Origin of the sequence: Sulfitobacter sp. (assembly GCF_036961165.1) — a bacterium.
Lineage (GTDB): Bacteria > Pseudomonadota > Alphaproteobacteria > Rhodobacterales > Rhodobacteraceae > Sulfitobacter.
The window spans coordinates 1-13,498 of the sequence record NZ_JBALVJ010000040.1; the positions used below are offsets into that span (position 1 = coordinate 1).

Here is a 13,498-nt window from a genome sequence, read left to right on the forward strand (position 1 = left end):
CCTTGGTACACCTTAAGTTGGCTGCAAACTGGTCGAATTACTGGGACCACCTCTAGGCGAATATAAACTCGTTGGCGCCTTAGGCGACGGAGGAGTGCGCAGTTTGTGTTGTCCACTCCTGAATTGCTGTTAGTAAGGCCTTCTTCGTGATCGGCTTGGTTAGAAAGCCGTCCATGCCAGCTTCCAAGCAGCGTTGCTCATCCTCCTGCAATGCATTTGCTGTTAAAGCCACGATTGGACAGTGTAGTAAGGTCATTTCTGTCTCAAACTTGCGTATGGCATGGGTGGCTTCTATCCCGTCCATTTCCGGCATCGATACGTCCATGAATATCACGTCAGGTCTGACTTCAGTGAATTTCTCCAAAGCTTCACGGCCGTTCTTAGCAAATGTTAATGAAACAGCAGATGTTGCCATCATCTTTTTGATAATGAATCGATTGGTTTTGTTGTCTTCGGCCACAAGGATCTTGCAATGCAACGCTTGATCGGTTTGGTATACGGGCAGCTTCGAATTGGTCTCCATGTTTTGTGGTATTTGCAGTGACCGGGTAATAGTTTCTCGAAGGCTTTTGGATCGTACGGGCTTAAGAAGGAGCTCGCAGGGGCTATACTTTGACTTGATTGTCATGCTCATCGCTTGATCAATCGATGACAACACAATTAGAGGCGTGTTTTTGAAAGCATCCATTTCTCGGATGCGTCTTGCAAGCTCTTCACCATTCATTTCTGGCATCTGGAAATCTTGTATTACTAGGTCAAAGCCATCTTCCGACCGTTCAAGAATCTCTAACGCTTCGGCACCAGATGAGGCCATTACGGAAATCATATCCCAGCTGGCAAGGCGTTCGGATAAAATTTTGCGATTCAGTTCCAAGTCATCGACAACAAGTACACGCAAACCCTGCAGAGCTGGTCGATTGTTATGGAGCTTAGGAAGCATCTCTGATGCAGTCGGTAGGGGTAGCTCGATCCCGAAAGTTGATCCGCCTTCGCCTTCCGAAGTAACTGTTATGCGGCCGCCCATGAGAGCCAGCAATCTTGCGGAGATAGCCAAGCCTAGACCAGTGCCTTCGAACTGCCTGTTGCGGGAGCTGTCGACCTGTTCAAACGCATTGAATATCTGATCGATGCGGTCATTCGGGATGCCGATTCCTGTGTCCGTTACTTCGATGTGTAGAGCGTAGTGGTCCGCAGACCTTTTGCCAGTCACATCCACATAAACGTACCCTTCAAGGGTAAATTTGACTGCGTTCCCGACAATGTTTGTAAGTACTTGTCTTAATCTGCCTACGTCCCCCTCAAATACGGTTGGCAGATCAGGATCATAGCGCAAGATAACTTCAACAGGGCTTTCCCTGCTTTTTGCCGAAAGCAACGTCACCACGTCATCTATTGTAGCCTGTAGATCAAAAGGCGCAACTTCCAGTTCCGTCTTGCCGGCCTCGATTTTTGAGAAATTCAGAATGTCGTTAATAATAGCCAACAATGCCGAGCCCGACGACGATATGGTTTCCGCGTACATTCTTTGATCATCATCGAGATCGGTCTCGAGCATCAGCTCGGTCATCCCTATGACTCCATTCATCGGCGTGCGGATTTCGTGGCTCATGTTCGCGAGAAAGTCAGACTTTGCCTTGTTTGCTTTGTCAGAATTTTCGCGTTCAACTTCAAGAGCGTGCTCGCGTTCATCGCGCTCTTGAAATGTTTTCTGAAGAATGTAGACCGAGCTGTCGAGCGCTTTGAACTCATGGGACGCAAATGATGCGATCGGCTTTCGTTCGTGGGCTTGGCCCGCGATAACCGCAGACATCCGATCGTGAATGTTTCGAAGGGGCCGCATGGTCAAAAAATGGATTTGCAAAAGAAAAATAGCGGATAGTGTGAATATCGCAATCAATATGATGTAGCGGGTGCGACCAACTTTTGTATCGATTAATGCCTGCCCTTCAGCGGTGGACCAATTCACCTCCATAATCCCGAAAGGCTCTCCCTCCACGATAATGTCACGTTTGAAATGGCGAAATGCAGGAACGCTGTCAGCCCCCTCACGTGCTGCTTGGGCAATGACGTCCCCGAAATTGCTTTTGATGGAAAGAGAGAGCAATTTGCTATTGCTCGATAGAGCTTCTTGCATGGCGGATTCCAGAACCGGAGTGTCCTGAACAATGATCGGTTCTACCATCAAACCGCTGATGAGGGATACTGTCACATCCGCTTGCGCCAGAAGGTCGTCATTCATGCGATTGATTTCCGCTCTGCGCTCGTAGCCTCCAATAAGGAAACCAACAATAGCGGCGGCACAGGTCATAGAGACGGCAATTTGGGTATATATTCCCATTTTTTTCATCTGCTCATCCTACCAACTGGTTCAGAACGCGCTGCTGTGCTTCATGGCTTTACGGATGATGTCGTAGTCAGCGTCCGATCCTTCCAAAAACCCGTCTTCGGCGATGTCGCCCAACAGTTCAGCGTCCTTTATCTCCAGCATTACCGTTCTCATCGCCGCAAGTACCTCTGGATTCATTCCAGCAGCAGCCAGCCAGGGCTTTGTGACGTTTTCAAACTCGAACAGTGCTCTGATCGGGACGCCGGCACGCGCTAATTTCAACAAGGTGCTTTCCTTCAAAGCACCGGCTGTGAATCTGCCAGCGCCGACAGCCGCGCCAACCCGATCGTGTCGGCCAAGATAGTCGTAACCGCTCAGTTCTTTGCTGCTTATACCTGCTTCCAGAAGATGGCTTTGCGCTAGATATCTCCCGATCGTGGACAATTGATCGCCAAAGGCAAAGCTCTTGTTTCTAAGTTCTGACAATGACTGAATCGGGCTGTCGGTATGGACAGCAATGGTCCCCTTGAACCGCTTGCTCCCGTTGTTGGATTCTATCGCGATGATCTGAATCTTGGGGTTGCGTTTAAAAACAGTAATGTAGGAGGCTGGTCCAAAGCGCGAAAAATCAACATCTCCGTTCGCAAGTTGGTCTATGCTTTTTTCATATTCCTTCGTAATCCGCATCTTGATGTTAACCTGCTCACCGAGCAGTTCAGTCATTTCCATAGCCAGATACTGCAGGAAAGGACGGTACATCTTGACCGTGTAAGTCGGTTTATCCGCGGCGTAGGTGCCGAAGGTCAGGTTGATCTCCGCGGTTGCCGACGTGGCCATTGTAGCAGCGCATACCGCTGCGATCGCACAGGCCCATCGGGACGCTTGCCCGCTAAGTACTGCAATGCATCTGAGCAGTTCTGCCAGAATTCTATCCATAGTGTCCTCTCAAAAATTCTCGAACGAGCTTGTGAAAGCATCGCCGGTAACGACAGGCCATTGGTGGCAGATCAAAGAGAACAACTCGTTAATGAGCGATACTAACTTCGCATGGTTGTTTCGCTTGAGGAGAGAGGGGGTCGTTAACTCATTTTCCAATGTAAATTATTTGTAAAGAAAATTTGTCTCTAATCGTCAGATTGTATTTGAACTTACTGGACGAGGCGGGACATGGCGCAACATAAAATTAAGAATCCGTCTGCTGGAGGCGTTCGGCCTCTAATCGGAAAACTCACGCTTCCTATTCTACTATTAGTCACGCCGAGTTGTGCGTTCGCCATACCGTCCCCTGAGCTTGTCATTGGGTCTGTTTCGTCCTTATCACAAGTATTCGCGGTATTGTTCGCGACGATAACGGGGGCCGGCGCGCTAATCGCAAAGCGATTTGGCTACAACCCTCCAGCAGGACGCCGAAAAGCTCGGTTTCCGATGCGCCTGATCACTGTTCTAGTGTTGATCGCCGCGGTGCTTGGAATAACAAATATCTGGCAATACCGCACGCAGCAGGCCAGCGAGCTGGCGCGGCTGCAGGCCACGCTTGTCAGGCCGGCGCAATTTGACGGAACCGCCATTCAGGACCCTGATCTGAAAGAGGCCAGCTTTGGCAAGCAATCGGAAAGTCCGCTGGCCGTAACGACGCAAGAAGCTCAAGATTTATTGAGCGGATCGGGAGCTGGCGCATCGAGTCTCTTCTTTGATGTCAGAGAAACCGGTGAGCATCGCATGGGAACCTTACCTGGTGCGCAACACGTCCGGTTTCCCGATTTCATGCAGTCCAATATGCCTTTGGAGGGCAAACGGGTTGTTCTGTTCTGTCACAACGGCAATCGCAGTAGCGAAATCTGTGGGGAACTGGCCGCCCGTGGTATTGACTGTCGTTTCATTGCCGGTGGCATCGAAAAGTGGATCGTCGAGGGGCGTAAATTTAGTGATGAAGACGTGCAGTCTCTGTCAGATTTAAGGGCAATTCCTCAATTCCCGAACAAAGAAACACTGCTGGGCACTGCCGAGTTCACGGGCCTGATGGAGGGAGGTGATCTCCAAATCGTCGACACGCGTTATCCCGGCGATTTCTCAACCGGTCATCTGCCGGGGGCAATTAATATCCCCATTCGGGCTCTGCCGACGGATGAGTTGAACAAGCGTATCGCGCTGTTGCAGGATAAGCCCACGGTGGCGGCCTGCTATGACCGCCGCAGCTGTTTTATGTCACAGGTTTTGGCGCTTGAAATGCACGAAGTCGGCATAGATTTTCGGGGCCGCTATACGACACCCTGGGAATATTTTGTACCTCCCGCTCCCAAGCTCCATGTCCAGCAGTGGCAGGCCGAACAGCAGATTACGCTTTGGCAGACTGCTGTAGCTAAATTGGCCGACGTGTTAGTTTGGCTGGGTGAACGCTCGCACTTCGTGCTTGCGATGTTGGCGCTCTCACTTTTGTCGCGGCTGCTTGTCCTGCCGATCGCTTTGAAGTCGGAGCGGGATCAGATGATCACGGCGAAACATGGCGAAGAACTAAAGACTCTGAAAGAGACCTTGAAGGACGATCCGACCAGAAAGGCACGCGCAATTCAGCAGTTTTATGCGGATAAGGGGATGACCCCCATGCGCAACCTTGCTGCCCTGCTGTTCCTGCCTGTGATGATGCTCGGGCTAAGCGCGACCGAAAAGGCCGGAACCGAGATCAGCGCCCCGTTCCTTTGGGTCCCGTCCATGGGGCAACCTGATGGTACCTTCGTCCTGCCATTGCTTTTCGCCTTTCTCGCGGGCACATATCTGCACTGGGCGGTGGCCAAATCCAGACGGCAGGCAGTCTTGTGGTGGGCAATCGGCGCGCCTTTGATGTTCGGCCTAGTTTTCCAGCTAAGCGCGGCTGGAAACATCTACCTCTGCATCAGCCTCACGCTTTTGCTGGTCCAGCGGGCCTATGTCACAGGCCTGTTGGGGGACCTCGGACGTGCCGCGAAAGGTGGCTGGCAGCGCCTGAAGTCACGTAAGTATCCCACTGGTATCTTTCCCCTGAAGCAGACGGTGGCGTTGCGGGAAAGCGGTAACAAATCTTACAGGCTGTCCATGCTGAAAAACGCCGGTCTGCCTGTGCCCGATGGCCTTGTCATCAGGTCTGAGGGAATCAAAGCTTATGGCCGCTTTTCAGATGAACTTAAGGACGATTTTGCATCGGTGATCTGGCATATAGTGGGCCAGAAACCTTGCGCGGTACGCAGCTCTGCCGCAGCCGAAGATGGCGCCGATCAAAGCTTTGCCGGCGTATTCGACAGTGTCTTGGACGTTCAGCGTGAAGGGATGCGCGACGCGCTTGATGATGTCATCGCCTCTTTCTCATCGGTTCGCGCACAGAGCTATGATTGTGCAGGTGAGATCAGCCACGACGGGAATATTTTAGTTCAGCAAATGGTGCGTTCCGAATATGCTGGCGTCTTGTTCACCCAAGACCCGACTGCACCGGGCTTGATGGTGGTGGAGTTGGTTCTGGGCTGCGGAGACGATCTGGTCTCAGGCAGGGTTACGCCGCAAACTCTGCAGTTTGGGCGTCATACTGGCACTGCGTTCAGCGATGACACGCCTCCTATCGATTTGGCACCATTGCTGGCGCTTGGGCAACGGATCGAAGCAATATTCGGGTGTCCACAAGATATCGAATGGGCCTATGCCGATGGTGCATTCCAGATCGTACAAAGCCGCGACATCACGACACTGAAATCTGGCAATCCTGCCGAGATGGCGTGGGTGGAGGAATGGGAACGTGTGCTGCAGACGTACAAAGACACCAATCCAGACGCAGTGATTATTGAGCAAGACGAAATGTCAGAGGTCCTGCCGCTCCCGACCCCGCTGTCGTTTTCGCTTATGGGCAGGCTTTGGGCGCCAGGGGGTAGCGTTGATATCGCCTGCCGGCAACTTGGGGTGAGCTATAACCTGCCAGAAGGACGGCCGGGGCATCTGGTAAATCTTTTTGGCCGCACTTTTGTCGATAGCGCGTTGAAGCAAAAAATGGCGCTGCGCCTTGGTAAAGCCAAAGCGCGCCAGTTGCGCAAAAATGCGGTCTCTGTGATCACGGAGTTTCGCGAGCAAACCATTCCAGCACTAGAACGGGAACTGGCGGTTTGGCGGGTAATGGATTTCAGCGCAATGCCACCGGAAATCATTATCAGCTGCATCGAGAAGCTGGAGGAAAAATTTGTTCGAGAGATTTATGTAGAAGCCGAAAAGATTAACATTCTCGCGGGCTTCACCATGAATGAGGCCGAGGTCTTTGCGAAGGGTAACGCAGACGCATATTCCCACCTGATGCATCCTGTGCTCCATCACACACCAGCCAGCCTCATTGAGGCTTGTGCGGGGCTGGAAGGCGACGCCCGGAAAAGTACGCTGTTGACGTTAATGGGGCACCGCGCGATCTTTGATTATGAGTTAAGCACTCCTCGATATTGCGAAGCGCCTGATCTACTCTGGCCTTTGTTGGAGGGGGCAGGTCCAGTCTCGGAAAAAGTAGTACACACTTCCTCAGCAGAACCGCAGAATCCAGTTGATCTGGCCATCGCGTTCCAAGACCTAAAAGAACAAGCAAAGCATGAGGCGCTCAAACTCGTTGCCGAAATGCGTCGGGCTATTTTGGCTTTGGGTGAGAAAACAGGCCTTTACGATCTCGTTTTTCATCTTGATCTGAGCGAACTTCTGAGCGCTTCGGAGACAGACCTTGAGGCGCTGAAATCGATCGCCCAAGGCAAAAAGGAGCGTGCTGATCATCTTTCAAAGCGCCCGCTCAAACCTGTGTCGTTAACATTGCGCGACTGCGAGCGTTTGTCCGCATCCGTTTCTGTGCGCGGGTCAATGACTGGGTCCGCTCTTGGTGGTGTCTGCGTCTCTGGTAGTCAAAACGTGTCTGGTCGGGTGTTTGTTGTTCAGGATGATAATCCCATGAGCCAGATTGCGTTTTCCGGTTTTGAAGATGGTGACATAATTGTCTGTCGAATGGTCAGCCCGGTTTGGTTGCCTTTTGTCCAGCGATCTGGCGGCGTGCTAAGCGAGGTCGGCGGCTCGCTTAGTCATATGGCGATTGTGGCGCGTGAGAAGGACATTCTAATGCACGTAAAGTGTACCGGATTGGATGGATTACAGATTGGAATGACGGTGGCCGCAGGCACGGATGGATCTATCGTCGTTACAAATGCAAGTACGGCGATAGCACGCAAGATCGCCTGATGTTCGGGCCCAAAGTGCTGATGACCCTTCGAGACAAATCTATTTGCCCTTCAGATTCTCCCTTTCCCAAAGGGCGATCTGAAGGTGGGTTGATTGGACCCTCAGACCTTTGGCGCGTTTCGAAAAATTCCTGCCGCATGCTAGGGTGTGAACATTCCGCAAAGCTTAACCATCGCGGAGTGCTAATTACATGCGAACTCGGCTATCCAAGCCCAGCTGGTGAAGCGGGAAGGTAATCGCTTTCTCATTGCTGGCTAGCAAGACTTCGCGCGTTCGCAGGCACGGGCTGCCAAGCTAATGAGAGTGTATGGCTTGGAATAGCAGGGCAGGCCAAACTCTCACTGTATGGCGGCACGATTGCAGTCATGAACTCCAAAATTAGTGCGCCATAATCCGGAAACCTTGTGGTTAAGTGACAATATCACCGAACTTCGCGCCGCTAGGGTATATTCATAAATGAAAATATGATTCTGGAGGAATCCCCATGACTGTAAATGTTGGAACAATCGACCGCCTTCTGCGCGCCGCTCTTGGCGTGGCGCTGCTGCTACTTGCCTTTGTAAGCAGCCTGCCGCTGTTTGACGGCGGATTTGTGAAATACGCGGCCGCTTTGATCGGCGTTGTGATGATCGTCACCGCTGCCATCCGTATGTGCCCGATCTATTCGATCTTCGGCATCAAAACGTGCCGGATGTAAAATCATGGAAACAGTATTTACCCCTTGGGCCTCTCTGGGCGGCGGCGTTCTAATTGGCGTTTCAGCGACTCTTCTAATGCTATTTCTAGGCCGTATCATGGGTGCAACTGGCATCCTTGCCGGCGTGATTTCGCCCTCATCCAAACAGGACTTTTCATGGCGCGCAGCCGTTCTGGCGGGCATGGTTAGCGGCCCGGTTTTGATCTTCTTTCTGACAGGTCAGATGCCGGTGGTGCAGGTTCCTGTCTCTACTGGAATGCTGCTTGTTGGTGGTTTGATCGTTGGTGTGGGTGTCACGCTTGGATCCGGCTGCACGTCGGGTCACGGCGTATGTGGCATGGCACGGCTTTCGCCGCGCTCGTTCGTAGCAACCATGACCTTCATGATCGTAACTTTGGTGACCGTTTATATCGTGCGCCACGTATTTGGAGCAGCATAAATGCGTATCATAACAGCATATCTGATCGGCCTCGTCTTTGGCGTCGGCATCGCGATTTCCGGCATGGCCAACCCGGCCAAGGTTCTAAATTTCTTCGACGTTGCAGGAAGTTGGGACCCCTCGCTGGTCTTCGTAATGGGCGGCGCGTTTATCACCACGTTGATCGGTTACAAACTGGTGTTTGGCCTTAGCGCGCCCATCATTGAAGGCAGCTTTCAGCTTCCGACCAACAACAAGATCGACCTGAAGCTTGTCGGCGGGTCTGCCATCTTTGGCATTGGCTGGGGCATCGCGGGTTTTTGTCCGGGTGGTGCATTGCCTGCACTGGGCACCGGCCGTTGGGAAGTCTTCGCCTTCACGCTGGCGCTGCTGGTTGGCATATTCCTTGCCAAGTTTTTGCAAACCCTAGGGGCTCGCAAGGGCCAAACTGCCTAACCCTTTGAACGGAGCGAACACCATGACCGATTATCCCATAAACATGGACGTCAAACCCGAAGTCACCGGTTATTTTGACGAAGCAACCAACACCATCAGCTATATCGTAAACGACCCATCCTCGGACTCCTGTGCGATTGTCGATAGCGTGATGGACATCGATTATGCCGCCGGGCGCATCACCTATGCGCACGCCGACACTCTGATCGAGACGATCCAGTCGCGCGGCCTGACGCTTGAGTGGATCATCGAGACCCACGTCCACGCCGACCACCTGTCTGCCGCGCCTTACATTCAGCAAAAACTGGGCGGCAAGATCGGCGTAGGCGCCAAGATTATGGTCGTTCAGGAAACCTTCGGCAAAGTCTTCAACGAAGGAACCGAGTTCCAGCGCGATGGCAGCCAGTTCGATGCGCTGTTTGAGGATGGCGATACCTACAAAATTGGCAACATGGAGGCCGTCGCAATCTATACGCCGGGCCACACGCCTGCCTGTATGGTGCATGTCGTCGGGGACGCCGCCTTTACCGGTGACACGCTGTTTATGCCCGACGGTGGATCGGCGCGTGCCGATTTCCCGGGCGGCGATGCGGGCGTTTTGTATGACAGTATCCAAAAGGTGTTGTCTTTGCCCGGCGATATGCGTCTGTTCATGTGCCATGACTACGGTCCCAACGGTCGCGACATTCAGTGGGAAACCACTGTTGGCGAAGAGAAAGCGCACAACATCCACGTTGGTGGTGGCAAGTCGAAAGAAGAGTTTGTCAAATTCCGCACCGAGCGGGATGCACAGCTCGATATGCCCAGACTCATCATCCCGTCGCTGCAGGTCAACATGCGCGCTGGTGAAATCCCTCGGGACAAAGACGGCAATCCAATGCTCAAGGTTCCGGTCAACGCGCTGTAAGTCAAACTGGGGAGTAGAACATGGAACTCAAGCGCATCTCGCCGGAGCTGACAGTCAGCCCGCAGATATCAGCGTCCGACGTGGAAACTCTCAAAGCTGAGGGTTTCCGCTCGATCATATGCAACCGGCCTGACGGCGAGGGCGCAGACCAGCCCAGCTTCGAAGAAATTCGGAGCGCTGCCGAGTTTGCCACGGCCCTCCAGAAATTGCCTGGCCCTGTTTTTGCCTATTGTCGCAGCGGGACACGTTCTGCCACGATGTGGTCATTGGCGAAGGCGCAAAGCATGCCAATCGCCGAGATTTTGGGCGCTACCAAAGCCGCAGGCTATGACTTGAACGGTGTCGCACGGCGTATTGCCAACGGTGGCAAGACACCCACAGATACGGGTGATGCCAAGTTTGACGTGGTCATCGTTGGTGGCGGGGCGGGGGGTATTTCTGTCGCGGCCAGCATCAAGGCGCGCAAGCCGGACCTTTCCATCGCAATTATCGACCCGGCTGATGTGCATTACTACCAGCCCGGTTGGACCATGGTCGGCGCCGGCATATTCGAGGCGCAAGACACTGCCAAAACGATGGCATCGTTGATCCCGCAAGGTGTCAAATGGATCATGGCGGCGGTAGCCGCGTTCGAGCCTGCCAACAACGCGGTTATCCTGGATGGATGTCGCGTCGTGAAATACGACCGCCTTGTTGTTTGTCCGGGGATCAAGCTTGCTTGGGACCAGATCGAGGGTCTCGAAGAGACGCTGGGTCGCAATGGCGTGACGTCCAACTACCGCTATGATCTGGCACCCTACACATGGCAACTGGTGCAGGAAATGCGCGAGGGACGCGCCCTGTTCACACAGCCCCCGATGCCGATCAAATGTGCAGGTGCGCCGCAAAAGGCCATGTACCTCTCGGGGGACGCATGGTTCCGCCGTGGCGTGCTGAAAGACATCGATATCCAGTTCATGAACGCGGGCGGCGTGCTGTTCGGGGTGAAAGACTATGTACTAGCGCTGGAGAAATACATCGAGAAATACGATGCCACGCTGAACTTCTTTCATAACCTTGTCTCGGTTGATGGTTCGGCCAAAATAGCCGTCTTCGAGACATCCAAGCCAGACATCACACCAACACGGGTTGAGGTCGAATTCGACATGATGCACGTCTGTCCGCCCCAAGTTGCCCCTGATTTTATCCGTGTGTCACCGCTGGCGGATGCGGTGGGTTGGGTTGATGTGGATCAGGCAACGCTGCGCCACAAGACGCACGAGAATGTCTGGTCGCTTGGTGATGTCATGAACGCGCCCAACGCCAAAACCGCCGCCGCCGCACGCAAGCAAGCACCCACAGTTGCCGACAACCTCGTGGCTGACATCGCGGGCAAGTCTGCTGTGTCGCAATATGATGGCTACGGCTCATGCCCGTTGACGGTAGAGCGCGGCAAGATCGTGCTTGCGGAATTTGGCTATGGCGGCGTGTTGCTGCCCAGCTTCCCGTCCTTCCTGATCGACGGGACTAAACCCTCACGCGCCGCGTGGTTCTTAAAAGAAAAAATGCTACCGGCGATCTATTGGCAGGCCATGTTGAAAGGCAAAGAATGGATGGCGAAGCCGAAAAAGATCAAAGTAGCGGCAGAATAAACCAAATCGCGCGGCCCGTTCGCGGGCCGTGCCCCACATCGGCGGACGGCACATCAAGCATTGTCCGCCTGACTTTCGAGAGAAATAATGATTGAGCAGCTAAGCCGTTACGTTCCGGTTTTTGACTGGGGCCGGACATATAACCGCTCCACTTTTTCGAATGACATGATTGCGGCACTGATCGTGACTATCATGCTTATCCCGCAATCGCTGGCCTACGCGCTGCTGGCGGGATTGCCGCCCGAGGCGGGGATCTATGCCTCTATTGTGCCAATCGTTCTCTACGCGATTTTCGGGACCAGCCGGGCGTTGGCGGTGGGGCCGGTCGCGGTGGTGTCCTTGCTCACGGCTTCAGCCGTGGGGCAGGTGGCAGAGCAAGGCACCGCAGGCTACGCCGTTGCCGCGCTGACGCTCGCCTTTCTATCGGGAGGTTTCTTGGTGCTTCTGGGCGTGCTGCGCCTTGGGTTTCTGGCTAACTTTCTGAGCCATCCGGTGATCGCAGGGTTTATCACTGCGTCGGGTATCTTGATCGCCACCAGCCAGCTCAAGCATATCATGGGGGTCAGTGCGTCGGGCCACACGCTGCCAGAAATGGTGGCCTCTATTTTCGAGCATCTGGGCGAGATCAATTTTATCACCGTTGTCATCGGCGTGCTGGCAACGGCCTTTCTTTTCTGGGTGCGCAAAGGGCTGAAGCCGCTTCTCAAAAGCATGGGCGCGTCGCCGCTGATCGCTGATATCGCGACCAAGGCAGGACCGGTCGCCGCTGTCGTGGTGACCACGCTGTCGGTCTGGCTGTTCGGACTGAATGGCGCTGGCGTGAAAATCGTCGGCGATGTGCCGCAAGGTCTCCCTCCGCTCACATTACCAAGCTTTTCCCCCGATATTCTGGGCGCTTTGCTGGTGCCTGCGATCCTGATCTCTGTGATTGGCTTTGTTGAATCTGTCTCTGTCGCGCAAACACTGGCGGCCAAGAAGCGTCAGCGTATCGATCCGGACCAAGAATTGATCGGCTTGGGTGCTGCCAATATCGGCGCTGCGTTTACGGGTGGCTATCCGGTGACGGGGGGCTTTTCACGCTCGGTCGTGAACTATGATGCCGGGGCCGAAACGCCGGCGGCGGGCGCTTATACGGCCGTGGGTCTGTCCATTGCTGCTGTGGGGCTGACGCCACTGGTGTACTTCCTGCCCAACGCCACGCTGGCTGCCACGATCATCGTCGCTGTTCTGAGCCTTGTTGATTTCTCGATCCTGAAGAAGACGTGGAACTATTCGAAGAAAGACTTCGCCGCAGTGGCTGTGACAATCCTGCTAACCCTTGGAATGGGGGTGGAAGTCGGTGTGGCGACAGGTGTGCTGGTGTCGGTGCTGCTGCACTTGTACAAAACATCGCGCCCCCATGTGGCCGAAGTGGGCCTAGTTCCGGGTACGCAGCATTTCCGGAATATCCACCGCCATAGCGTCGAGACGAACGACACCTTGTTGAACCTGCGGGTGGATGAAAGTCTCTATTTCGCGAACGCCCGCTTTCTTGAGGATTATATTCAGAAGCGCGTGACCAACGGCACATTGATCAAAAACGTGGTTCTAATGTTTCCTGCGATCAATGATGTGGACTACTCGGCGCTGGAAAGCCTTGAGGCGATCAACAGCCGCCTGCGCGATATGGGGATCGGCCTGCACCTGTCCGAGGTCAAAGGTCCAGTGATGGATCGGCTAGACCGCTCGCATTTTCTGGATGATCTGAACGGCCGTGTTTTCCTCTCTCAATATGACGCGTGGCGGGCGTTCAATCCCGTCTGACACCGATCGGTCTTGCGGTGTTGGATGATCCGGCCCATGC

Annotated in this window: 9 protein-coding genes; 7 read left to right on the forward strand and 2 right to left on the reverse strand. The window is 53.9% G+C overall.

What is annotated here, in order from left to right; translation table 11 throughout:
* Positions 1-79 precede the first annotated feature (79 nt).
* Positions 80-2,347, reverse strand: coding sequence for a response regulator (locus V7730_RS15280; protein ID WP_335748462.1), 2,268 nt, complete (start codon positions 2,345-2,347; stop codon positions 80-82).
* 21 nt (positions 2,348-2,368) lie between these two features.
* Positions 2,369-3,262 (reverse strand): PhnD/SsuA/transferrin family substrate-binding protein, encoded by an 894-nt coding sequence (locus V7730_RS15285; protein WP_443070231.1) that lies wholly within the window; start codon positions 3,260-3,262, stop codon positions 2,369-2,371.
* Between the two features lie 489 nt (positions 3,263-3,751).
* Here V7730_RS15285 and V7730_RS15290 point away from each other — a divergent pair, with 489 nt between their 5' ends.
* The 7 genes from V7730_RS15290 (at position 3,752) to V7730_RS15320 (ending at position 13,458) form a co-directional block, all read left to right on the forward strand.
* On the forward strand, positions 3,752-7,546 hold the full coding sequence (locus tag V7730_RS15290; protein WP_335748463.1) for a PEP/pyruvate-binding domain-containing protein: 3,795 nt from the start codon (positions 3,752-3,754) through the stop codon (positions 7,544-7,546).
* Positions 7,547-8,030: 484 nt separating this feature from the next.
* Positions 8,031-8,243 (forward strand): YgaP family membrane protein, encoded by a 213-nt coding sequence (locus V7730_RS15295; RefSeq protein ID WP_335748464.1) that lies wholly within the window; start codon positions 8,031-8,033, stop codon positions 8,241-8,243.
* A 4-nt stretch (positions 8,244-8,247) separates the two neighbouring features.
* Positions 8,248-8,682, forward strand: a complete 435-nt coding sequence (locus V7730_RS15300; RefSeq protein WP_335748465.1) for a YeeE/YedE family protein — start codon at positions 8,248-8,250, stop codon at positions 8,680-8,682.
* A complete protein-coding gene (locus V7730_RS15305; protein WP_335748466.1) occupies positions 8,683-9,117 on the forward strand; it encodes a DUF6691 family protein in 435 nt (144 codons plus the stop codon).
* A gap of 22 nt (positions 9,118-9,139) precedes the next feature.
* Positions 9,140-10,024: an MBL fold metallo-hydrolase gene (locus tag V7730_RS15310; RefSeq protein WP_335748467.1), complete on the forward strand. Its 885-nt coding sequence runs from the start codon at positions 9,140-9,142 to the stop codon at positions 10,022-10,024.
* 20 nt (positions 10,025-10,044) lie between these two features.
* Entirely contained in the window at positions 10,045-11,655 is a 1,611-nt protein-coding gene (locus tag V7730_RS15315) for a beta-lactamase hydrolase domain-containing protein (protein ID WP_335748468.1), read from the forward strand.
* 87 nt (positions 11,656-11,742) lie between these two features.
* The gene (locus V7730_RS15320) at positions 11,743-13,458 is read left to right on the forward strand and encodes a SulP family inorganic anion transporter (protein WP_335748469.1); all 1,716 of its coding nucleotides are present in this window, start codon (positions 11,743-11,745) and stop codon (positions 13,456-13,458) included.
* The last annotated feature ends 40 nt before the right edge of the window (positions 13,459-13,498 follow it).

Bases quoted from the DNA above. Each gene is read 5' to 3' on its own strand.
- V7730_RS15295 (WP_335748464.1), top strand. From the start codon at position 8,031: ATGACTGTAAATGTTGGAACAATCGACCGCCTTCTGCGCGCCGCTCTT.
- V7730_RS15305 (WP_335748466.1), top strand. From the start codon at position 8,683: ATGCGTATCATAACAGCATATCTGATCGGCCTCGTCTTTGGCGTCGGC.
- V7730_RS15280 (WP_335748462.1), bottom strand. From the start codon at position 2,347: ATGAAAAAAATGGGAATATATACCCAAATTGCCGTCTCTATGACCTGT.
- V7730_RS15310 (WP_335748467.1), top strand. From the start codon at position 9,140: ATGACCGATTATCCCATAAACATGGACGTCAAACCCGAAGTCACCGGT.
- V7730_RS15320 (WP_335748469.1), top strand. From the start codon at position 11,743: ATGATTGAGCAGCTAAGCCGTTACGTTCCGGTTTTTGACTGGGGCCGG.
- V7730_RS15315 (WP_335748468.1), top strand. From the start codon at position 10,045: ATGGAACTCAAGCGCATCTCGCCGGAGCTGACAGTCAGCCCGCAGATA.
- V7730_RS15290 (WP_335748463.1), top strand. From the start codon at position 3,752: ATGCGCCTGATCACTGTTCTAGTGTTGATCGCCGCGGTGCTTGGAATA.
- V7730_RS15285 (WP_443070231.1), bottom strand. From the start codon at position 3,262: ATGGATAGAATTCTGGCAGAACTGCTCAGATGCATTGCAGTACTTAGC.
- V7730_RS15300 (WP_335748465.1), top strand. From the start codon at position 8,248: ATGGAAACAGTATTTACCCCTTGGGCCTCTCTGGGCGGCGGCGTTCTA.